Here is a 21,408-nt window from a genome sequence, read left to right on the forward strand (position 1 = left end):
TACACGTGGTAATTACTTGGCCCCGATTTTCACATCGACCGCCATCGATTCCTGGCCGCCGCCACGCCGCACGCCGCGCACCGGCGCGGCCGCGTCGTAATCGCGGCCGATGGCCAGACGGCAATAGGCGTCGGTCATCAGGCGCGCATGCGTGACGTCGATGCTGATCCAGCCCACGTAGTCCTTGTCTTCGGCCCAGGCGTCGACCCAGGCGTGGCTGGCCGCGTGCCCGGTGTCCTCGGGATCGATGTAGCCCGACACGTAGCGCGCCGGGATGCCGTGCGCGTGGCAGCAGGCCAGGAACAGGTGGGCATGGTCCTGGCACACGCCCTGGCCCAGCGCCAGCGCGTCGCTGGCGGTGCTGGTGACCACGGTCGCACCGCTTTGATACCGGACCGCACCAAAGATGTGCTCGGCAAGCGAGAGCAGGTCCTTGCTCTGCGCCCGGCCGTCCGGCAGGCAGGACGCGGCCAGTTCCAGGATGCCTTGTGTGGCCTCGGTCAAGCGCGTCGGCACCGTGAAGATCAGCGGCGGCAGCGTGTCGCCGTTCGGCACCCGGCCTTTGAGCGGCGCGACGGTCTCGATCACGCCGGCGGCGACGATGGCCAGGCCCTGGTGCGGCGTGTCCATCGTCATCATGTGCGACAGGTTGCCGTACGCGTCGGTGTAGGCGTGCACATGGCCGGGCATGGCGATATTCCACGACAGCACATGCTGCTGCGGCTCCTTGCGCGGCGTCAGGTGCAACTGCTGGATGGTGTAGGCCAGGGTCGTGGTGTAGGTGTAGCGGGTTTCATGCCGAATATTCAGGAGCATTTGCCAGCCTTTCGCTCAAGCCGCCAGCGGCACCAGGAAATCGCGGCTGACGCGGTCGCCCAGTTGGTTGATGTCGGCCAGGAAGCGGGTCAGCGTCTCGTGCAGGCCTGCCTCCAGGATGTCGTCGATATTGCTGAATTGCAGCGCCGCGCGCAGCCGTCCGGCCAGGCGCTCGGTATCGGCCGACACGTCGTTGCGCACCTCGGCCAGGTTCTGCACCACCTCGTCCATACAGGCCAGCAAGGAGCGCGGCATGTCCCCGCGCAGCATCAGCAGTTCGGCGATGCGGGCCGGCGTGATGACGTCGCGGTACACCTTGCGGTAGATCTCGAAGCCCGACACCGAACGCAGCAGCGCGCCCCAGTAATAGAAATCGTGCTGGCTCATCGCCTCGCTGCGGGTGGCCTCGGCGCCGCCGCCATGGAATTTGACGTCCAGGATGCGCGCGGTGTTGTCGGCCCGCTCGAGGAAGGTGCCGAGACGGATGAAATGCACGGCCTCGTCGCGCAGCATGGTGCCCACCGTCACCCCGCGCGATAAATGCGAGCGGAACTTGACCCATTCGAAGAATTTGCTCGGGTCGTCCTCCAGCAAATCGCTGTCGAGGCGTTTCTGCATGTCCAGCCAGGTCTGGTTCTGGATTTCCCACACCTCGGTGGTCAAGGTGCCGCGCACGGCGCGGGCGTTCTCGCGCGCCTCGGTCAGGCAGGCGACGATCGACGACGAGTTGTCCGGATCGCGTACCATGAAATCGATGACCTCGCGCGCCTCCAGGGTCTTGTGCTTGGCGTCGTAGGCGGCTTGCAGCTCCGAAATGCCGAGCATCGCCCGCCATCCATGGGCGTTGTTCTCGTCGGACTGCGGCAGCATCGACGTCTGCACGTTGACGTCGAGCATGCGGGCGGTGTTTTCGGCGCGCTCGGTGTAGCGGGCCATCCAGAACAGGTGATCTGCGGTACGGCTTAACATAATGTCTCCTTAGCGTTCCAGTATCCAGGTGTCCTTGGTGCCGCCGCCTTGCGACGAATTCACCACCAACGAACCTTCTTGCAATGCCACCCGGGTCAGGCCGCCCGGCACCATCGAAATGGTCTTGCCCGACAGAACGAACGGACGTAGGTCGATGTGGCGCGGCGCGATGCCGTTCTCGACATAGGTGGGGCAGGCCGACAGGGCCAGGGTCGGCTGGGCGATATAGCCGTCCGGCTTGGCCAGCAGGCGCTGGCGGAAGTCCTCGATCTGCGCCTTGGTCGACGCCGGGCCGACCAGCATGCCGTAGCCGCCGGCGCCGTGCACCTCCTTGACCACCAGCTCGCCCAGGTTGGCCAGCGTATAGTCCAGGTCCTCTTTTTTGCGGCACTGGTAGGTCGGCACGTTGTTGAGCACCGGTTCCTCGGACAGGTAGAACTTGATCATTTCCGGCACAAAAGGATAGATGGATTTGTCGTCCGCCACGCCGGTGCCGATGGCGTTGGCCAGGGTTACGCGGCCGGCGCGGTACACCGACAGCAGGCCCGGCACGCCGAGCGAGGAATCCGGACGGAACGCCAGCGGATCGAGGAAATCGTCGTCCAGGCGGCGGTAAATCACGTCGACGCGCTTCGGCCCGCGCGTGGTGCGCATGAACACGGTGTTATCGCTGACGAACAAATCCTTGCCCTCGACCAGCTCCACACCCATTTGCTGGGCCAGGAAGGCGTGCTCGAAATAGGCCGAGTTGTACATGCCCGGCGTCATCACCACCACCGTCGGATCGTTGATGCCCATCGGCGCGACCGAGCGAAGGTTGTCGAGCAGCATGTCCGGATAGTGGTCGACCGGGGCGATCTTGTTGCGCGCGAACAGTTCCGGGAACAGCCGCATCATCATCTTGCGGTCCTCCAGCATATAAGAGACGCCGGAAGGCACGCGCAGATTGTCTTCCAGCACGTAGAAGTCGCCGGCGCCGGCTCGCACGATGTCGACCCCGGCGATGTGGGCATAGATGTCCGACGCCACGTTGATGCCCTGCATCTCCGGTCGGTACTGGGCGTTTTTGTAGATCTGCTCGGCGGGAATCAGGCCGGCCTTGATGATGTTCTGGTCGTGATAGATGTCATGAATGAACATGTTCAGCGCCTTAACGCGCTGAACCAGGCCGGTTTCCATCTTTTTCCACTCGGCGGCGGGGATGATGCGGGGAATCGTATCGAAAGGGATCAGCCGCTCGGTGCCGGCGTCGTCGCCGTAGACGGCGAAGGTGATGCCGACCCGGCGGAAGGTCAAGTCGGCCTCGGCCCGCTTTCGCTCGATGGTTTCGGCCGACTGGCGCTGGAGCCAGCCGCAAAACTCGCGATAGTGTTCACGTACCTCGGCGCTGGCATGGTGTGCCAGGCCGTCAGCGGTCATTTCGTTGAAAAATTTTGCCATGTCGAACGTTCCTCTGTGGAGTGCCTTTACCTTCTATCAAGAAGTGTGCCAGAGGAAATGCCCGATATTGGTGCGTTTACACTATTGGGATAGATACACTATGGATGATAAGGACGCAAAACGCCAAGGCACGCTACGAAGCATACCTTGGCGATGGGAATTGTGTTGGACAGAATGCAATCGTGCTGTCCCCTCAACAATTACAGGTTGCCGCTGCCGGAGCCTCCGCGGCTGCTGCCGTATCCCGGATCGCTTTGCAGGCTGGAGCTGCCGGCGCCCATCACACTGCCGCTGGCGGTACGGGTACCGAGGGCGCCTTGCTGGGTGCCGTAGAAATTGTGCAGTTGGGTGCTGAACTCGGCGCTGGCCATATCGGGCCAATTATCCTTGTCGAAGCCCGGCGCGTTCTTCAGGTGGTCTTTCGACACGTCCAGCAGGAAGCGCTTGTTGATGGTGTCCAGTTGCAGGGCCTCCCAAGGCACGGCGAACAGCTTGTCGCCCATGCCCAGCCAGCCGCCGAAGGACAGCACGGCGTAGGCGACCTTGCCCTGACGCATGTCGAGCATGATTTCCTTGATATCGCCCAGGTCTTCTTCCTGGCGGTTGTAGACATCCTCGCCGATCAGCGTGTCTGCGCCCATCAGGCGGGGGCCGGGGCCGCTGTTGATATCGAGCTCGTTGTCGGTATCGGTATAAATGCCATAGGTGTCGCGGTCTAGGTAGCTCATGATGGTCTCCAATTGGTTGAACAAGTCCCGTCATATATGCCGCGGGAACAAGGTTCATCATGCGTCCAGCGCGACGGTAGAGGTATAGGTGCGCGTGCGGTGTCGATGTAGGACGGGGATGAGTTACTGGGGAACATACCGTACGGGAAATACGTAGGGCGGATTAGCGCAGCGTAATCGGCCATGTGTGCGTCCCGACGGCTCACGCATTGGCCGATTACGGCGTTCCGCCTAATCCGCCCTACGTGGAACCGAGGCCGTCCAGCGCGAACGGCGGGGTTTCACCGCGCAGCGCGCCCGCCAGCAGTTTGGCGGTGCCGCAGGCGAACGTGAAACCCAGCGCGCCGTGGCCGACGTTGAGCCACAGGTTGTCGTAGCGGGTGGCGCCGATGATGGGCGCGCCGCCCGGCGTGGCCGGACGCAGCCCGGCCCACGTCTCGACGTTGTCGTAGTCGGCCGCGCCCGGCATGGCTTCCTTCGCCAGCCGCATCAGACCCTGCACGCGGCGACGCTCGACGACGAGCTTGGCGCCGACCAGATCGACCATGGCCGCCACCCGCAGGCGGCCGCCGATGCGCGCGTACAGCACCTTGCGCTCGAAGTCGGTCACGCTGATTTCCGGCGCGCGGTCGACCGCGCGTATCGGCGCCGTCAGGCTGTAGCCCTTCAGCGGGTACAACGGCAGGTAAATGCCGGCGCGCCCCGCCAGGTCGCGGCTGTCGATGCCGGCCGCCAGTACATAATGATCGCCGCCCATGCGGCCGACGGAAGTGTCGAGCGCGCTCACCCGGCCGCTTTCGACCATCAAGGCGTGCACATCGGCGTGGACGACACCAACAAAATTGGGATGTGCACGCAGGCGCAGTTCCAGCGCCAGACAAAAGGCGTGGCAGTCGGCCACCGCCTCGCCGGGATTGAAGATGCCGCCCGCCAGCACGTCGTGCAGCGCCGCCAGGGCCGGTTCGCGCGCCACGGTGGCGGCCGGCGACAAGATCTCGGCATCGGCGGCGGCCAGCCCGGCGGCGCGCTCGAACGGCTCCCGGCTGCGATACACGATCAGCTTGCCGGCGTCGCGCCAGGCGAACTCGGACGGCGGCAGTAGCGGCGACAGTTCGGCCATCGCATCGCGGCTCAGTTCGCCCAGTTGCAACAAGGTGGCGGTGGTGCGGCGGTTGGCGTCGGCATTGCAGCTGCGCAGAAATTGCAGGAACCAGCGCCATTGGCGCGGGTCGGCCTCGGGGCGGAAACGCAGTGGCCCGTCCCGCTGCAACAACCACCGCAGCGCCTTCAGCGGCACACCGGCGTCGGCCAGCGGCGCCACGTAGCGATAGCTGAGCTGGCCGCCATTGCGGTAGCTGGCCATGCTGCCGACCTGCGGCTCGCGCTCGACCAGGCGCACCTGAAAGCCCGCCTCGGCCAGCCACCAGGCCGACGTCAGGCCGACCACGCCGCCGCCGATGACGACGATCTCGCTCATCGTTTACTGTCTCCCGATGACAACAACATTGTTCTTATGGCCGGCGGCATGCCGGGCTGGATGCGGCACAGAATAACGTGGCCTTCGCCCCGTTGCCAATGAAAACCGGCGCTGCCACCATAACCTTTAGGAATGCGCGTCCGGCAACGTTTCATGCCTCAAGCCCGCGTTTGGCGATTACACTGACAGCATCGAACCCATCGAGGCATGCCGATGCTCAGAACCGAAATTCCCAGCCAGGAACATGCCGCCCTGGACCAATATCCGGTGCCCGACCTGGTCGAGACCCTGATCGCCGACCAGTTCAACGCCATCGCGGCGGTCCGCCATGCGGCCGCGCAGATCTGCGCCGTCGTCGAGGCGGCCGTGCCCCGCATCGCCGCCGGCGGACGCCTGATTTACGTGGGCGCGGGCACCTCTGGCCGGCTTGGCGTGCTGGACGGCGTCGAGCTGCATCCCACTTTTTCATGGCCGCACGAACGGGCGCTGTCGCTGCTGGCCGGCGGCAAGGGCGCCATGTTCCAGGCGGTCGAGGGCGCCGAGGACGATGCCGGCCAGGGCGCCGCCGACCTCGCGGCGCTGCGCCCCGGTCCCAGGGACGTGGTCCTGCTGCTGGCCGCCTCGGGTGCGACGCCGTACGTGCTGGGCGCGCTGGAGGCCGCCCGCGCCAGCGAGGCGCTTACCGTTGGCATCGCCAACAATCCGGGCGCGCCACTGGTGCTGCGGGCGGCGTTTGGCATCACCCTGGACACCGGGCCGGAGATCATTTCCGGCAGCACCCGCCTGAAGGCCGGCACCTCGCAGAAAATCGTGCTCAACACCATCTCCAGCGCCATCATGGTTCGCCTGCACAAGGTCTACGGCAACCTGATGGTGGACATGAAGCCGAGCAACTCCAAGCTGGTCCAGCGCGCCGTCGCGCTGACCATGCACGCCACCGGCGCCGACGAGGCCCGCGCCCGCGCGGCGCTGGAACAATGCGGCTTCCACGTGAAAGTCGCCATCGTCGCCTTGCTCAAGCAATTATCGATACCGCAGGCGCAGGCCTTGCTCGACCGCAGCGCAGGCAGTGTGCGCGCCGCGCTGCTGCTACAGTAGCGGGAAGATGCGTTATTGAAAGAGGAACCATGCGGTTACGGCACATAGAGGTATTTCACGCGATCATGCAAGTCGGCACCATCAGCGGCGCCGCGCAGGTGCTGCACATTTCCCAGCCGGCCGTCACCAAGGTGCTACAGCATTGCGAGCTGCAACTGGGCATGCCTTTGTTCGAGCGGGTGCGCGGCAAGCTGTATCCCAAGCCGGAGGCGCACCGCCTGTTCGCGGAAACGGAAAAGCTGCACCGCGAACTGCAAGGCATCCGCCGCCTCGCAGCCAGCCTCAAAAGCCGGACGGTGGAAACCATCCGCCTGGTGGCGACGCCGACGATCGCCGTCAGCGTGCTGCCGCAGGCAATGAGTGAGTGGCGCCGCGCCTTCGCCGATACCCGTTGCGAGCTGGCGACCCACCACACCAGCGAGATCATTAACACGCTGCGTCTCGGCGAGGCCGATCTCGGCCTGTCGCTGCAGGACCCGCGCCATCCCGGCATCATCGCCGAACCGATCGCGCAAGGGGTGATGACGGTGATCGCGCCGCCGGGCAGCTGGTCGGCGGCGGAGGAGTGTGAACCGCTGTCGGCGTCGGGCCTGAGGGGCGAACTGATCGGCTACACCGACAACGATCCGTTGGGCGCACAGGTGGAGGCGGCCTGCGAGGCGCAAGGCATCGCGCCCTCCATTCACACCGTGGTGCAAACTTATCAGATCGCCCGCTCGCTGGTGGAGGCGGGTGGCGGCATGGCGGTGGTGGATCCCTTCACCGCCGCCTCGGGACGCGGGCGCCTGCAAAGCCGGCCCTGGTCGCCCGCCATTCCCATCCCGCTCTATCTATTGACGCCAGCACACGCGCCGCTATCGCACGGCGCCCGCCGCCTGGCCGACAGCATCGCCACTGCCGCCCGGGCGCTGCTCGAATAGAGCAGCACCCATTGAAGGTCGATCAAGACCTCAGCAGTTGATGTGTTTTCGCCCAATCACGCAGCGCGTCGTTCAAGCGGGTTTGCCACCCGTCGCCCGTTCCCTTGAACGCCTCCACCAGATCGCGGTCAAGACGAATGTTGGTCGCTACCTTGGTGCCGCTGCCGGCCGGCCGGCCACGTCCTCGAACCGGCATCACTTCGGCCCATTCTTCGTCGGTGTAGGGCCTGGCGTCGGGATCTTGCATCGCCGCTTTGGTGATGGCGGCGTCCTCTTCCGTGGTAGGGACCACCGTCCCCGCTTTAAGCTTCGGCATATCGTTTTACCTCTCTCAAGTGGTCGAATCCGATGTCCATGCGAATAATCGTAGATACAAATAATTGGCTGGTCAAGCTATATTTGTGTATACGTTTATTTAAAGGCGTCCCTGCTGGCAGGGAATACGATTGCACTTTATTATTTACTTCGTGGCAAAAATGATACAAATGCCATTCCGCAAATCGGGCCCGGTTGGCATCCTCCTCCTGCGCCGCTCACTTTATGACTAAAAGTTATAACCTCAATAGCTATTTTCATTGGATGGCGACAAAGTCGAGCGGCTAATCTGGGGTGGCGGGACAGCGCGGCGCAATGACGCCGCCAACCGCCAAGCTCGATAGATCGCAGGCACATCAAAGGGAGAGGCCGTGAAGGTTAAGAAACTGGCGCACATGATTGCGCTGATAGGTGTCGTGGCACCGGCATCGGCACCGGTGCTGGCGCAAAGCGGCGAACCGAGCATGCAACGGGTCGAAATCACCGGCAGCAGCATCAAGCGGGTGGCCAAGGAGGGCGCTTTGCCGGTGCAGGTGATCAACTACGACACCATCGAAAAGCAGGGCATCACCAGCACCGAGCAGTTGATCCGCACCCTGTCGGCCAACGGCACCGGCGCCGACAACATGACTTCCGGCAATAACGTCTTCGGCGCCGACGCCGACCGCGTCAGCGGCGGCGCCTCGTACGCGTCGCTGCGCGGGCTCGGTCCCAACAGCACCCTGGTGCTGCTCAACGGCCGCCGCATCGCCACTTACGGCGCCAGCGGCAAGTCGGTCGACCTGAACGCGATCCCGCTGGGCGCCATCGCCCGTGTCGAGATCCTCAAGGACGGCGCCTCGGCCATCTACGGCACCGACGCCATCGGCGGCGTCATCAACTTCATTCTGCGCACCGACTATCGCGGCCTGGAGGCATCCTACACCGGCAACTTCACCGAAGAAGGCGGCGGTGCCAAACGCCGCTTGTCGTTGCTCGGCGGTACCGGCTCGCTGCAGACCGACGGCTACAACCTGATGGGCAGCGTCACCTACGACAACGACGAAAAGCTGAGCTCGCGCGAGCGCTCGTTCGCCAACGGCTTCCAGCCCGCGCGCGGCCTGTCGCCGGACACCACCGGCACGCCTTTCGCCAACCAGCTCAACGGCCCCGGCACCGCGCTGGGCGCGGGCTTCAGGATGCCTGGCGACAGCACCACCTATTTGCAGGCGAACCCGCTGAGCTTCCAGGGCAAGTGCGATTCGATTCCCGGCATGTCGCAGTACCAGACCGCGCTATGGAAGGACGTCACCGCCGCCAGCCGCAGCACCTACTCGTGCGCCTATGATTACGGCGCCGACTACATCATCAGCTTCCCGGTCGAGCGCCTGAACGCCGTCTCGCGCGGCACTTTGCAGATCAATCCGGACCACAAGGTGTTCGTCGAGGCCTTGTACGGCCATACCAAGGCCACCTCGGAGTTGACGCCGGTGCAGATCTCGACCACCATCGCCAACGGCGGCGTCTATCCGGTCGGCGGCGCCTACTACCAGGACCTGTCGCCGTACATTTCCACCTTCGACAAGACCAAGCCGATCTCGTACAAATGGCGCGCCAACGACTGGGGCTACCGCAAGCAGGAGAACGTCACCGACAACGCCCGCCTGCTGCTCGGCGCCGAGGGCGTCCTGCTGGGCAAGTGGGACTACCGCGCCGGCGTGTCGCACGGCGAGAGCAAAACCAAGACCCGCTTGCTGGACGGCTATGGCTACACCAGCAAGATCTACGCCGCGCTGGGCACCGGCCTCATCAATCCATGGCTGACGCCAGGACAGTCGCAAACGCCAGAGGCGATCGCCTTGATCGACTCCACCCGTTATCGTGGACCGCTGCAGCACGGCAAGACCAAACTGACCCAGATCGACGGCAACATCTCCGGCGAGGTGATGCAGCTGCCGGCGGGAGCAATGTCGATGGCGGTCGGCTTCGACCTGCGCCGCGAGGGCTACAGCTTCGCGCAGGATGTCGACGCCACGCAGATCCTGCTGGCGCCCGGCAACGCGGCGTTGAATGAAGCCACGCGCGACATCAAGGCTTTCTACACCGAGCTGCTGGTGCCCGTCACCAAGGAGCTGGAGGTGCAACTGGCCGTGCGGCGCGACCACTACAGCGTCTTCGGCGACACCACCAACCCGAAGGTGTCGTTCCGCTACCAGCCCAATAGTTCGCTGCTGTTCCGCGGCTCTGCCAACAAGGGCTTCTTGGCGCCGAGCTTCACGCAACTGTATTCCGGCAGCCTGCTGCAGGAACTGCCGAACGGCATCATCGACCCGATTGGCTGCCCGGCCAATCCCGGCAATCCGGCTTTCTGCGCCATTCCGCGCCTGGAGTATCTGACCGGCGGCAACACCAAGCTGAAGCCGGAAACTTCCAAGCAGGGCAGCCTCGGCGTCGTCGTCGAGCCGGTCAAGGGCTACTCCGCGTCGCTGGACTATTGGGCCATCAACACGCTCAACCGTATCCTGAACCGTACGCCGCAAGTGGTGCTGGCCAACGCGGCGGCGCTATCCGAGAACATCGTGCGCAATCCGGACGGCACCATCGCCTATGTCCAAGCCGGCTGGATCAATGCCGCCGGCGCCAAGACGCGCGGCGCCGATCTGAGCCTGCGCGGCGAAGGAAAAGTCAGCAATTACAACTGGAACTTCAGTCTCGACGGCACTTACACCAACAGCTTCAAGTTCGCCGAGTTCGAAGGACAGGAGTACAAGGAGTACGTGGGAAACTTCTACACCCGCGACCTGTATCTGCGCTGGAAGCACAACGCCAGCATCGGCCTGTCCAAGGGCGACTGGAGCGCCATGCTGATCCAGAACTACAGCACCGGCTACAAGGACCAGTTGCCGAACGCGGGCAAGTCGGCGCCGCCGCCGGGATTCAATCCCAACGTCAAGGCCTATACCAAGTATGACCTGTCGGCCACTTACAGTGGCATCCGCAACACCACGATCACCGTGGGCATCCAGAACATCCTCGACACCGATCCGCCGTTCACGGCGCACAACGTCGACGAAGTGGTGGGCGCCGGCTGGGACCCGCGTGTCGCCGATCCGCGCGGCCGCTCGCTCAGCGTCTTGCTGAAGTATAAGTTCCTGTAATGTCCGGGGGATTCAGCCGGCGGCGGTTCGGCAACCTGCTGGCCGCCGCCGCGCTGGCAACGGGCGCGACGGCGGCCGCCGCCGAGCCGTCGTCCAGGCGGAGGAAAACCATGCGTCTGATTAAACCTGCCAGATTGCTGCCGGGCGATCTGGTCGGCATCATCGCGCCGGGCGGGCATACCAACGAGGAGGCGCTGGTGAAGGCGGTAGGCAATATCGAATCGCTGGGCTTGCGCGCGCGTGTCGGCAACAACGTCCACTATGTCTACGGCAACTATGCGGGCACCGTCCAGCAGCGGCTCGATGATTTGCACGGCATGTTTCTCGATCCGGAGATCAAGGCGGTGTGGGCGATAAGGGGAGGCTCGGGCTGCATCTCGCTGCTCGAACACATCGATTACCGGCTGATACGCGCCCATCCGAAGGTGCTGATCGGTTATTCGGATATCACGTGCCTGCATCTTGCCTTGCTCAAGCATGCCGGGCTGGTGACTTTTCATGGGCCGGTGGCGTCGTCGACGTTCTCCGAGTACGCCGTCACCCACATGCGGAACGTGCTGATGACGCCGCACGACAACTACACGATCACGATGTCGCTGGAAAACGCGCTGGCCGGCGAGGAACATGCCAACTATAAGATCCGAACCATCCATGCGGGCGTGGCGACCGGGCGGTTGATCGGCGGAAACTTGTCCCTGTTCAGCGCGCTGGCCGGCACGCCGTATGCGGCCGACTTCACCGATGCCATCCTGTACCTGGAAGAGGTCAACGAGGAGCCGTACCGTGTCGACCGCATGATGACGCAGTTGCAGCTCAGCCAGGGGTATCGGAAGGCCGCCGCCGTGATGCTGGGGATTTTTGAAAATTGCGAAGGGATCGAGGGCGAAAGCGCGCTGTCGCTGGACGAGACGGTCGACCAGCACCTGCTGCCGCTGACGCGTCCGGTGGTTGCGGGGTATTCTTTCGGGCACATCCGGCATCAGTTCACCATGCCGGTTGGCGTACGCGCGCGGCTGGATACGGGGCAGCAGACGTTGACGTTGCTGGAGCCGGGGGTGGTTTAGGGCCTGCGTGGCCTTCGGTCAGGCGCTGTGGGCGGCTCGCCGATGGCGGATTACGCTTCGCTAATCCGCCCTACGTGATCCCGGGTGATGCGCCGTTCGGGAGACACGTAGGGCGGATTAGCGGGCAAGGCCCGCCAATCCGCCCCGGGGGCCCATCGAAGGAGCGTCCTCCTGCCGGAGGACTTGAGAGGCGGAACGCCGTAATCGGCCATGAGCCGCCACCGACGCATGCCGGCACCAACCCAATGGTACACTGCCGCCTTTCCCGCAAGTCTCACTAGCCCCGATGCACCCATCCCCAAACCCCGAATCCGCCCCGACCGAGCTGCGCGCCTACGCGCTGCATTGCCTGCAGGAAGCCGATCCGGCCAAAAAGGTCGCCGCCGTCGCCGCCATGGCCGCAGCGTCCGCCGCCGGCCTGTGCCCGCCGCACCCGGCCGCCATCCTGCAGGCCACGGCCGCCATCCCCGGCCGCCCGCAAAAACCCGACCTGGTGCCGCCGCGCGAAGTGGGACGCCGCGCGATGAACACGCTCGAAGGCCGCGCCATGTTGATCCACGCGCTGGCGCACATCGAATTCAACGCCATCAATCTCGCCCTGGACGCGTTGTGGCGTTTCCCTGACTTGCCGCCAAGCTATTACACCGACTGGTTGCGCGTCGCCGACGAGGAAGCGTTGCATTTTTCGCTGCTGGTTGCGCACTTGGGTGCGCTAGGTCACACATACGGCGATTTCACCGCCCACGACAGTTTGTGGGAGATGGTCGAGCGGACCACCGGCGACGTGCTGGCCCGCATGGCGCTGGTGCCGCGCACCCTGGAGGCGCGCGGCCTGGACGCCAATCCGCCGCTGCGCGCCAAGCTGGCCCAGGCCGGCGATATGCCCGCCGCGCACATCCTCGACATCATCTTGCGCGACGAGATCGGCCACGTGGAGATCGGCAATCGCTGGTACAGGTATTTGTGCGGCCAGAACGGCCTGGAGCCGGGCGCCGCCTATGCCGACCTGGCCTTGCGCTACCGCGCCCCCGCATTGCGCGGCCCGTTCAATGTCGAAGCGCGTGTGCAGGCCGGTTTCACGATGGACGAGATCCGCGCGATGGGAGGTTGAGCCCGGTCAGATTGCCTAAACCACCGGCTCCATTGCCTGATCCAACAGTGCGAATCAACCGCTCCGAATGCGCTTAATATTAATGAGACTGCCTCATCCAGAGTAGGCCTTTAAAACATTAGCCAACAGGACGCGAATACAATGGACGACCTAAGCCAAGTAAAAATTTCCCGGCGCGACGTGCTGATCGCGGGCGCCTTGTCGGCCACGGCGGCGGCCGTGCCATCCGCTTCAAACGCCCAGGGCACGGCGGGCGTGGCCAACGGCGCCGCCGGCGCGCCGCCGGTGCTGGCCAAGGTGTCGCTCCAGGTCAACGGCGAAGTCCGCAAGCTCGAGCTCGACACCCGCACCACCTTGCTCGACGCCCTGCGCGAGAATCTGCACCTGACCGGCACCAAGAAAGGTTGCGACCACGGCCAGTGCGGCGCCTGCACGGTGATCGTCGACGGCCGCCGCATCAATTCCTGCCTGACCCTTGCCGTGATGCATGAAGGCGCCAAGGTCACCACCATCGAAGGACTGGGCACGCCCGGCAAGCTGCATCCGATGCAGGCCGCCTTCGTCAAGCACGATGGTTACCAGTGCGGTTACTGTACCCCGGGTCAGATCTGTTCGGCAGTGTCCGCGCTCGACGAGATCAAGCAGGGCATCCCGAGCCACGTCAGCCCCGATTTGACGGCGCGTCCGCTGCTCAACGCCACCGAATTGCGCGAGCGTATGAGCGGCAACATCTGCCGCTGCGGCGCCTACTCCAACATCATCGATGCGATCAGCGAAGTCGCCGGGAGCGCCGCATGAGAGCCTTTACCTATCAGCGCGCGCAATCGCCCGCCGAAGCGGCCGCGCTCGCCGCACGTACGCCCAACGCCAAGTTCATCGCCGGTGGCACCAATCTGCTCGACCTGATGAAGCTCGAGATCGAAACGCCGGCCCACCTGATCGACGTCAACGGCGTCGGCCTGGACAAGATCGAAGCCACGCCGCAGGGCGGGCTGCGCATCGGCGCCATGGTGCGTAACACCGACCTGGCCGCCGACGAGCGCATCCGCCGCGACTACGGCGTGCTGTCGCGCGCCTTGCTGGCCGGCGCCTCGGCGCAGTTGCGCAACAAGGCCACCACCTCCGGCAACTTGCTGCAGCGTACGCGTTGCCCTTACTTCTATGACACCAACCAGGCGTGCAACAAACGCACGCCGGGCAGCGGCTGTTCGGCCATCGCCGGACACAGCCGCAACCACGCCATCGTCGGCGTCAGCGACGAGTGCATCGCCACGCATCCGAGCGATATGGCCGTCGCCATGCAATTGCTGGATGCGGTCGTCGAGACGGTCCGGCCCGACGGCTCCACCCGCAGCATTCCGATGGCGGAGTTCCACCGCCTGCCGGGCAAGACGCCGCATATCGAAACCACGCTGATGCCGGGCGAGATGATCACCGCCGTGACCTTGCCCAAGCCGCTGGGCGGCAAGCATTTCTACCGCAAGGTGCGCGACCGCTCGTCCTACGCCTTCGCGCTGATCTCGGTGGCGGCCGTCGTGCTGCCGGACGGCACCGGCAGGGTCGCGCTGGGCGGTGTCGCCCACAAGCCCTGGCGCATGCCGGGCGCCGACGACAGCATGCCGCGCGGCGGCAAGGCCGTGGCCGCCCAGTTGCTGGCCGGCGCCAAGACCACCCACGAGAACGCCTTCAAGATCACCCTGGTTCAGCGCACGATAGAATCTGTGCTGGCGGAAGCGAAGAAAGCCTGACGCCATGAAATTCACCACTCCAGCCACCACCAATCCGATCGACCAGCTCAAGCTCGTCGGCAAGCCCCTGGACCGTATCGACGGCCCGCTGAAGACCACCGGCACCGCGCCGTACGCGTATGAACAGCACGAGGCCGCGCCCAACGCGGCCTACGGCTACGTGGTCGGCGCCGCCATCGCCAAGGGACGCATCGTCTCGATGGACCTGGCCGCCGCCAAGCGCGCGCCCGGCGTCATCGCCATCGTCACCGCCGACAACGCCGGCAAACTGGGCAAGGGCAAGATGAACACCGCCAAGCTGCTCGCCGGACCGGAAATCCAGCACTATCACCAGGCCGTCGCGCTGGTGGTCGCCGAGACCTTCGAACAGGCGAGGGCGGCCGCGCAGCTGGTGCAGGTCAAGTACGCCGCCGCCAAGGGCGCCTACGACCTGGCCAAGGAAAAGGACAAGGGCGTGCCGCACAAGGACAAGGAAAACGCCGATTCCAAGGTCGGCGACTTCGCCAGCGCCTTCGCCTCGGCGCCGGTGCGCATCGACGCCACCTACACCACGCCCGACCAGTCGCACGCGATGATGGAGCCGCACGCCTCCATCGCCAAATGGGACGGCGACAAGGTCACCGTGTGGACCTCGAACCAGATGATCGCCTGGGGCCAGGGCGACGTCGCCAGGACGCTCGGCATCCCCAAGGAAAAAGTGCGGCTGGTGTCGCCGTACATTGGCGGCGGCTTCGGCGGCAAGCTGTTCGTGCGCTGCGAGGCGGTGCTGGCCGCGCTGGGCGCCAAGGCGGCCAACCGGCCGGTCAAGGTCACGTTGCAGCGGCCGCTGATGTTCAACAACACCACGCACCGGCCGGCGACGATCCAGCGCATCCGCATCGGCGCCAGCAGGGAAGGCAAGATCACCGCGATCGGGCACGAGAGCTGGTCGGGCGACCTGCCCGAAGGCCAACCGGAAACGGCGGTCAACCAGACCAAGCTGCTGTACGCCGGCGCCAACCGCATGACCAAGATGCGCCTGTCCGTGCTCGACCTGCCCGAAGGCAACGCCATGCGCGCGCCGGGCGAGGCGCCGGGCTTGATGGCGCTGGAGATCGCCGTCGACGAACTGGCGGAAAAGCTCAAAATGGACCCGGTGACCTTCCGCATCATCAACGACGTTACGCACGATCCGGCCAAGCGCGAGCGCAAGTTCTCGCAGCGGCGGCTGGTCGAATGCCTGCGCAACGGCGCCGAACGCTTCGGCTGGAGCGCGCGCAGCGTGGAGCCGGGCAAGGTTCGCGATGGCCGCTGGCTGGTCGGCATGGGCGTCGCCGCAGCCTTCCGCAATAATATCGTGATGAAATCGGCCGCCCGCGTGCGCCTGGACGGCAAGGGCGTCGTCACGGTCGAGACCGACATGACCGATATCGGCACCGGCACCTACACCATCATCGCCCAGACCGCCGCCGAAATGATGGGACTGCCCATCGACAAGGTGGTGGTCAAGCTGGGCGACTCCGACTTCCCGGTCTCGGCGGGCTCGGGCGGGCAGTGGGGTGCCAACAGCTCGACGGCTGGTGTGTATGCCGCGTGCGTCAAGTTGCGCGAGGCGATCGCGCAGAAGGCCGGCCTGAATGCCGCCGAGGCCGAGTTCACCGGCGGTTCGGTGCGCGCCGGCGGCAAGTCGGTCACGTTGCAGCAAGCCGCGCAGGACGGCGAGATTGTTGCCGAGGACACCATGGAGTACGGCGACCTCGACAAGAAGTTCCAGCAATCGACCTTCGGCGCGCACTTCGTTGAAGTGGCCGTCGACGCCTACACCGGCGAAACGCGCATCCGCCGCATGCTGGCGGTGTGCGCGGCCGGTCGCATCCTCAATCCCAAGTCTGCGCGCAGCCAGGTGATCGGCGCGATGACGATGGGCGCCGGCGCCGCGTTGATGGAGCACCTGGTCATCGACAAGCGTGGCGGCTTCTTCGTCAACCACGATCTGGCGGGGTATGAAGTGCCGGTGCACGCCGACATTCCGCACCAGGAAGTGATTTTCCTGGACGAGACCGATCCGATCTCGTCGCCGATGAAGGCCAAGGGCGTGGGCGAGCTGGGTATTTGCGGCGTGGGCGCGGCCATCGCCAACGCGGTGTACAACGCCACCGGCGTGCGGGTACGCGACTACCCGATCACGCTCGACAAGCTGATCGAAAAGATGCCCCTGACCGCATAACCGGCTTAGTGTTGTTAAAGTTATCAAGATTGGGGAGGTCGTTCCCCCGTGGTTCCACGTAGGGCGGATTAGCGCAGCGTAATCCGCCAGTTTGTGATCCGTCAGCGGCCCAAAACCCGGATATTGCGGAGGCCGTGTAGAAATGGTGGACCTGACCCCGGATTGATCAGCGCCATGAGTATTTCTCATAGCCAAGCGTAACGATGGTGGAGCTGCTCTACCATCGTTACGCCGAATCAATCCAGGAGCATATCGATGACCCACCCGATGTCCCGGCGAACCGTGCTGTTCGCCGGCTTCGCCGTTCCCTTGCTGAGCGCCTGCGCCCGCATGCCGTCCGGCCCGCGCCACCCGCAGCAGCAGGTGCAAGTCAGCGCCCCGTTCGACATGCCGACGATCGCCATCCCCGATTTTTCCGCCAGCCCACGCTTTCCCATCACCGACTTCGGCGCCGACCAGAACGACCAGCACAAAACCTCCAGCGCCATCGCCGCCGCCATCACGGCCGCTAGTGCGGCCGGCTCCGGCATCGTCGTCGTTCCGCCCGGCACTTGGCCCACCGCCAGGATTCACCTCAAAAGCAACGTCAACCTGCACCTCGCCAACGGCGCCACCTTGCTGTTCTCCGAAAAGCCGGCGGACTACCTGCCGGCCGTCCTCAGCAGTTGGGAAGGGCTTGAATGCTATAACTACTCGCCGCTGGTCTACGCCTTCGAATGCGACAACGTCGCGATCACCGGCGAAGGCAAACTCAAGGCCAAGCTCGACGTCTGGCGGGAGTGGTACAAACGCCCGAAACCGCATATGGACGCGCTCGTGGCGCTGTACAAGCTGGCCGCCAGGGAGGCGCCGGTCAGCGAGCGGCAGATGACCACGGGCGAAGCCAACCTGCGGCCGCAGTTTATCCAGTTCAACCGATGTCGCCACGTGCTGGTCGAGGACGTCAGCATCGAGGACAGTCCGTTCTGGGTGTTGCACCCGCTGCTGTGCCGCGATGTCGTCATCCGCCGCGTGAAGATCAGGGCGCATGGCCACAACAACGACGGCGTCGATCCGGAAATGACCCAAAACGTGCTGATCGAAGATTGCGTGTTCGACCAGGGCGACGACGCGATTTCCGTCAAGTCGGGCCGCGACCGTGACGCCTGGCGGCTGGGCGTGCCGTCCAAAAACATTGTCATGCGCAATTGCCGCATCAAGAACGGCCACCAGCTGCTCGCCATCGGCAGCGAACTTTCGGCCGGCGTCGAGAACGTGCTGGTCGATAATTGCCACTTCGACGCCGCCGATTCGGCGACCGCGAGTACGATCAACAACTTGCTATACGTTAAGACCAATGAACGGCGCGGCGGCTATGTACGCAATATTTACATGTCCAACGTCAGCGCCACCAAGGTCGCCGGCGGCGTGCTGTGCGTGGAAACCGATGTTTTATATCAATGGAAGAACCTGGTGCCGACCTACGAGCGCCGACTGACACCGATCGAAGGTTTGCATGTTGGCAATATCACGGTGGGCGAAGCCGCCTTCGTCTGCCGGGTGACGGCCGAGCGCGAGATGCCGGTCAGGACGGTCAAGCTCGACAATATCAAGGTCCGGAAGGTGCTTGGAGCGCCGATCTTGACGGAAAACGTTGTCGGTTTCGTCAACGCAAGCTAGTCGGGCCGGACCCGCGACAATCGGGCGCGGGTCCGGCATGGATTACAATGCATGCTTCTCAACACTGAAAGCAGCGCATGGAATGGCTATTCGACCCAAACATTTGGGTCGGTCTGTTTGCATTAATCGTTCTCGAAATCGTACTTGGCGTCGACAATCTCATCTTCATCGCGATCCTCGCCGATAAACTGGCGCCGGAGCAGCGCGACAAGGCGAGGCTCGTCGGCCTGAGCCTGGCGATGCTGATGCGCCTGGGCTTGTTGAGCGTAATGTCCTGGCTGGTCACCCTGACCGAACCGCTGTTTTCGATTGCCGCGCTAAGCTTCTCCGGACGGGACTTGATCCTGCTGCTGGGCGGCTTCTTCCTGCTGTTCAAAGCCACCATCGAGCTGCACGAGCGGGTCGAAGGCAAGGTGCACGACGTCCAGGGCGGGTCCAGGGTTTACGCCGGTTTCGGCGCCGTCGTGGCCCAGATCATCGTGCTGGACGCCGTATTTTCGCTCGACGCCGTCATCACGGCCGTCGGCATGGTGGACGACCTTGGTGTAATGATGGCCGCCGTCGTCATTTCGATGGTGGTGATGCTGCTCGCCTCCAAACCGTTGACCCGCTTCGTCAACGCCCATCCGACCGTGGTGGTGCTGTGCTTGAGTTTCCTGCTGATGATTGGCCTGAGCCTGATCGCCGAGGGCTTCGGCTTCCACATTCCCAAGGGCTATCTCTACGCCGCCATCGGCTTCTCGGTGGTGATCGAGGCGCTGAACCAGTTGGCGCGCCGTAATTTCGTCAGCCGGCAATCGCATGTTCCGCTGCGCGACCGTACCGCCGATGCGGTGTTGCGCCTGTTGGGCAGCAAGAAGCGCGTCGCCGCCGGCGGCGAGGAAGAGGACACCGCGACCACCGTGGTGCCGGAAGCGTTCGAGCAGGAGGAGCGCAACATGGTCAGCGGCGTGCTCAGCTTGTCCCAACGCTCGGTACGCTCGATCATGACGGTCCGTTCCAACATTTCGTGGATCGATCTGGATGCCGACACGGCCACGATCCAGGGCCAGATCCTGGAAACGCCGCATAGTTTCTTCCCGGTCAGCCGGGGGCATTTGGACAACATCATCGGTGTGGTCCGCGCCAAGGAGTTGATGGCCAACCTGGCGCGCGGCGTCGAGATTCCGCCCGAGCACATCCGCGAGCCCATCATCATGCCGGAAGCCAGCGGCGTGCTGAAGGTGATGGAAACCTTGAAGCGTTCGCGCGGGCAACTGGTGCTGATCGCCGACGAGTACGGCACCATCCAGGGCGTGGTGACGCCGATCGATATTCTGGAAGCGATCGCCGGCGAATTCCCCGACGAGGACGAGCAGCCGGATGTGCAGGAGCAGGGGCCGGGCTGCTGGCGCGTCGCCGGCACGGCCGATCTGCACTATCTGGAGCAGGTGCTGGAGACGGACGAACTGATCAGCGAGAACGATGACTACACATCGCTGGCGGGCTTCATGCTGGAACGGCTCGGCAACCTTCCGACGGTGGGCGAGGCGGTCGAGGTCGACGGTTTGCGGTTCGAGGTGATCGAGGTGGTGGAGCGGCGCATCGCGTCCGTGCTGGTGACGCGCGTCGAGCCGACGCCGCCGGTCGACGAATAAATTGTTGGGCCGTCGGCGGATCTGTGGCGGATTACCGCGTTCCGCCTAATCCGCCCTACGTGTCTCCTGATTCATTCATACGCCATGTCCGCCGCCACGAAGACACGTAGGGCGGATTAGCGCAGCGTAATCGGCCATGTATCAACCGTCGGCGGCCCATTTTCCGGCCACTGACGTCCCCGCCATCACCCCATCCGCCGCAAAATCGCATACATATTGTCGCTAAGCGGACTGCGATCCAGCATCGACATCCGCACCACATGCAACCCGGCAAGCTCGGCCGTCGCCTTCAATGTCTCCGGCGTAAAATAATTCACATGATCCGGCCATCGGAAACCGCACCAGCGCGACCCGCGCAAATACCGGTTGAGGCAATTGTAATTCGGCACCTTGACCAGAATCGATCCACCCGGCTTGAGCCGCTTCGCCGAGCGCTCCAGCACCGCTAGCGGATTGATGTCATGCTCAAGGAAAGACGCCATGATGATGACGTCGAAATAGCCATCCTCAAAATGTCCCAGCCCATCCATCGCTGACGCGTGCACACAACGTCCTCCGGCCTTGCGCAGCTTGCCATCCGATATCCTCGACAGCTCTTGCGAGATCTCTATCCCGTGCGGTACGCTTTTGCCGCGCAGCTCCGCCGGCAGCGACTTGAATAAATCATCCAGCAGCGAGCCCCAACCACAGCCGACGTCGAGCACATTGATGCGCGCGCCGCGCGCGTCCCGTATCAGCCGCTGCACCAGGGTCAGGCTCTTGTTGCGTTTCAGGATGCGGCCGCGAAAACGTTTCAGCGCGGTGCTGATCGCATAGCGCAAAGGCTCGGCTTGCTTGCGCGCCTGCGTTTCCTTCTCGAACGTCACCTCATACGCGAAATCCCGCGACAACTCCTCGTAAGCGGGAGGATTGGCCAGGAAAACAATGCCGGTCTGCTTGCATTGTTTAAGCCGCCAGGGCGAGGGCGCGTACGGCAAATCGATTTCGTCGCCGCCCTGCGCGCGGAGCGGAGAGATTCTGAGTTGTGCAGCGATAGTCATAGGCTGATGTCCGGCTGGTCGGTTGCGGGGGCGTGCCGAGCAA

The 21,408-nt window shown here is 64.2% G+C and carries 17 protein-coding genes; 10 read left to right on the forward strand and 7 right to left on the reverse strand.

Going from position 1 to position 21,408, the window contains the following annotated elements:
• Positions 1-12 precede the first annotated feature (12 nt).
• The 5 genes from AC07P1_RS11210 to AC07P1_RS11230 all read right to left on the reverse strand — a co-directional run bounded on the left by AC07P1_RS11210 (position 13) and on the right by AC07P1_RS11230 (position 5,430).
• Positions 13-816, reverse strand: a complete 804-nt coding sequence (locus AC07P1_RS11210; protein ID WP_494695876.1) for a transglutaminase family protein — start codon at positions 814-816, stop codon at positions 13-15.
• A gap of 15 nt (positions 817-831) precedes the next feature.
• Positions 832-1,785 carry an alpha-E domain-containing protein gene (locus AC07P1_RS11215; protein WP_315216738.1) on the reverse strand — a complete coding sequence of 318 codons (954 nt, stop codon included), beginning with the start codon at positions 1,783-1,785 and terminating at the stop codon, positions 832-834.
• A gap of 9 nt (positions 1,786-1,794) precedes the next feature.
• The gene (locus AC07P1_RS11220; protein WP_494695877.1) at positions 1,795-3,225 is read right to left on the reverse strand and encodes a circularly permuted type 2 ATP-grasp protein; all 1,431 of its coding nucleotides are present in this window, start codon (positions 3,223-3,225) and stop codon (positions 1,795-1,797) included.
• 200 nt (positions 3,226-3,425) lie between these two features.
• Positions 3,426-3,953: a PRC-barrel domain-containing protein gene (locus tag AC07P1_RS11225; protein WP_494695878.1), complete on the reverse strand. Its 528-nt coding sequence runs from the start codon at positions 3,951-3,953 to the stop codon at positions 3,426-3,428.
• 241 nt (positions 3,954-4,194) lie between these two features.
• Positions 4,195-5,430: a D-amino acid dehydrogenase gene (locus AC07P1_RS11230; RefSeq protein WP_494695879.1), complete on the reverse strand. Its 1,236-nt coding sequence runs from the start codon at positions 5,428-5,430 to the stop codon at positions 4,195-4,197.
• Between the two features lie 213 nt (positions 5,431-5,643).
• Here AC07P1_RS11230 and AC07P1_RS11235 point away from each other — a divergent pair, with 213 nt between their 5' ends.
• Positions 5,644-6,528, forward strand: coding sequence for an N-acetylmuramic acid 6-phosphate etherase (locus tag AC07P1_RS11235; RefSeq protein WP_494695880.1), 885 nt, complete (start codon positions 5,644-5,646; stop codon positions 6,526-6,528).
• Between the two features lie 29 nt (positions 6,529-6,557).
• Positions 6,558-7,448 carry a LysR family transcriptional regulator gene (locus AC07P1_RS11240; protein ID WP_494695881.1) on the forward strand — a complete coding sequence of 297 codons (891 nt, stop codon included), beginning with the start codon at positions 6,558-6,560 and terminating at the stop codon, positions 7,446-7,448.
• Between the two features lie 22 nt (positions 7,449-7,470).
• Here the strand turns inward: AC07P1_RS11240 and AC07P1_RS11245 are convergent, their stop codons facing one another.
• The gene (locus AC07P1_RS11245; protein ID WP_494695882.1) at positions 7,471-7,764 is read right to left on the reverse strand and encodes a BrnA antitoxin family protein; all 294 of its coding nucleotides are present in this window, start codon (positions 7,762-7,764) and stop codon (positions 7,471-7,473) included.
• A gap of 370 nt (positions 7,765-8,134) precedes the next feature.
• On the opposite strand from AC07P1_RS11245, the gene AC07P1_RS11250 reads away from it, so the two are divergent.
• From AC07P1_RS11250 to AC07P1_RS11285, 8 genes are all read left to right on the forward strand, one after another.
• Positions 8,135-10,900 carry a TonB-dependent receptor gene (locus AC07P1_RS11250; protein WP_494695883.1) on the forward strand — a complete coding sequence of 922 codons (2,766 nt, stop codon included), beginning with the start codon at positions 8,135-8,137 and terminating at the stop codon, positions 10,898-10,900.
• Positions 10,900-11,964 (forward strand): S66 peptidase family protein, encoded by a 1,065-nt coding sequence (locus AC07P1_RS11255; RefSeq protein WP_494695884.1) that lies wholly within the window; start codon positions 10,900-10,902, stop codon positions 11,962-11,964. The genes AC07P1_RS11250 and AC07P1_RS11255 overlap by 1 nt, the downstream gene beginning before the upstream one ends.
• A 286-nt stretch (positions 11,965-12,250) precedes the next feature.
• Entirely contained in the window at positions 12,251-13,075 is an 825-nt protein-coding gene (locus AC07P1_RS11260; RefSeq protein WP_494695885.1) for a ferritin-like domain-containing protein, read from the forward strand.
• 141 nt (positions 13,076-13,216) lie between these two features.
• On the forward strand, positions 13,217-13,873 hold the full coding sequence (paoA, locus tag AC07P1_RS11265) for an aldehyde dehydrogenase iron-sulfur subunit PaoA (protein ID WP_494695886.1): 657 nt from the start codon (positions 13,217-13,219) through the stop codon (positions 13,871-13,873).
• Positions 13,870-14,823, forward strand: a complete 954-nt coding sequence (locus AC07P1_RS11270; protein ID WP_494695887.1) for an FAD binding domain-containing protein — start codon at positions 13,870-13,872, stop codon at positions 14,821-14,823. Before paoA ends, AC07P1_RS11270 begins: the two co-directional genes overlap by 4 nt.
• A 4-nt stretch (positions 14,824-14,827) precedes the next feature.
• Positions 14,828-17,029, forward strand: a complete 2,202-nt coding sequence (gene paoC, locus AC07P1_RS11275; RefSeq protein WP_494695888.1) for an aldehyde oxidoreductase molybdenum-binding subunit PaoC — start codon at positions 14,828-14,830, stop codon at positions 17,027-17,029.
• 255 nt (positions 17,030-17,284) lie between these two features.
• Positions 17,285-18,688 carry a glycoside hydrolase family 28 protein gene (locus tag AC07P1_RS11280; protein ID WP_494695889.1) on the forward strand — a complete coding sequence of 468 codons (1,404 nt, stop codon included), beginning with the start codon at positions 17,285-17,287 and terminating at the stop codon, positions 18,686-18,688.
• 77 nt (positions 18,689-18,765) lie between these two features.
• Positions 18,766-20,325, forward strand: coding sequence for a TerC family protein (locus AC07P1_RS11285; RefSeq protein ID WP_494695890.1), 1,560 nt, complete (start codon positions 18,766-18,768; stop codon positions 20,323-20,325).
• A gap of 185 nt (positions 20,326-20,510) precedes the next feature.
• Here AC07P1_RS11285 and AC07P1_RS11290 read toward each other — a convergent pair whose 3' ends face one another.
• Positions 20,511-21,365 (reverse strand): class I SAM-dependent methyltransferase, encoded by an 855-nt coding sequence (locus AC07P1_RS11290; RefSeq protein ID WP_494695891.1) that lies wholly within the window; start codon positions 21,363-21,365, stop codon positions 20,511-20,513.
• Positions 21,366-21,408 lie beyond the last annotated feature (43 nt).

Source organism: Duganella sp. GW821-FHT07F09 (genome assembly GCF_059418705.1).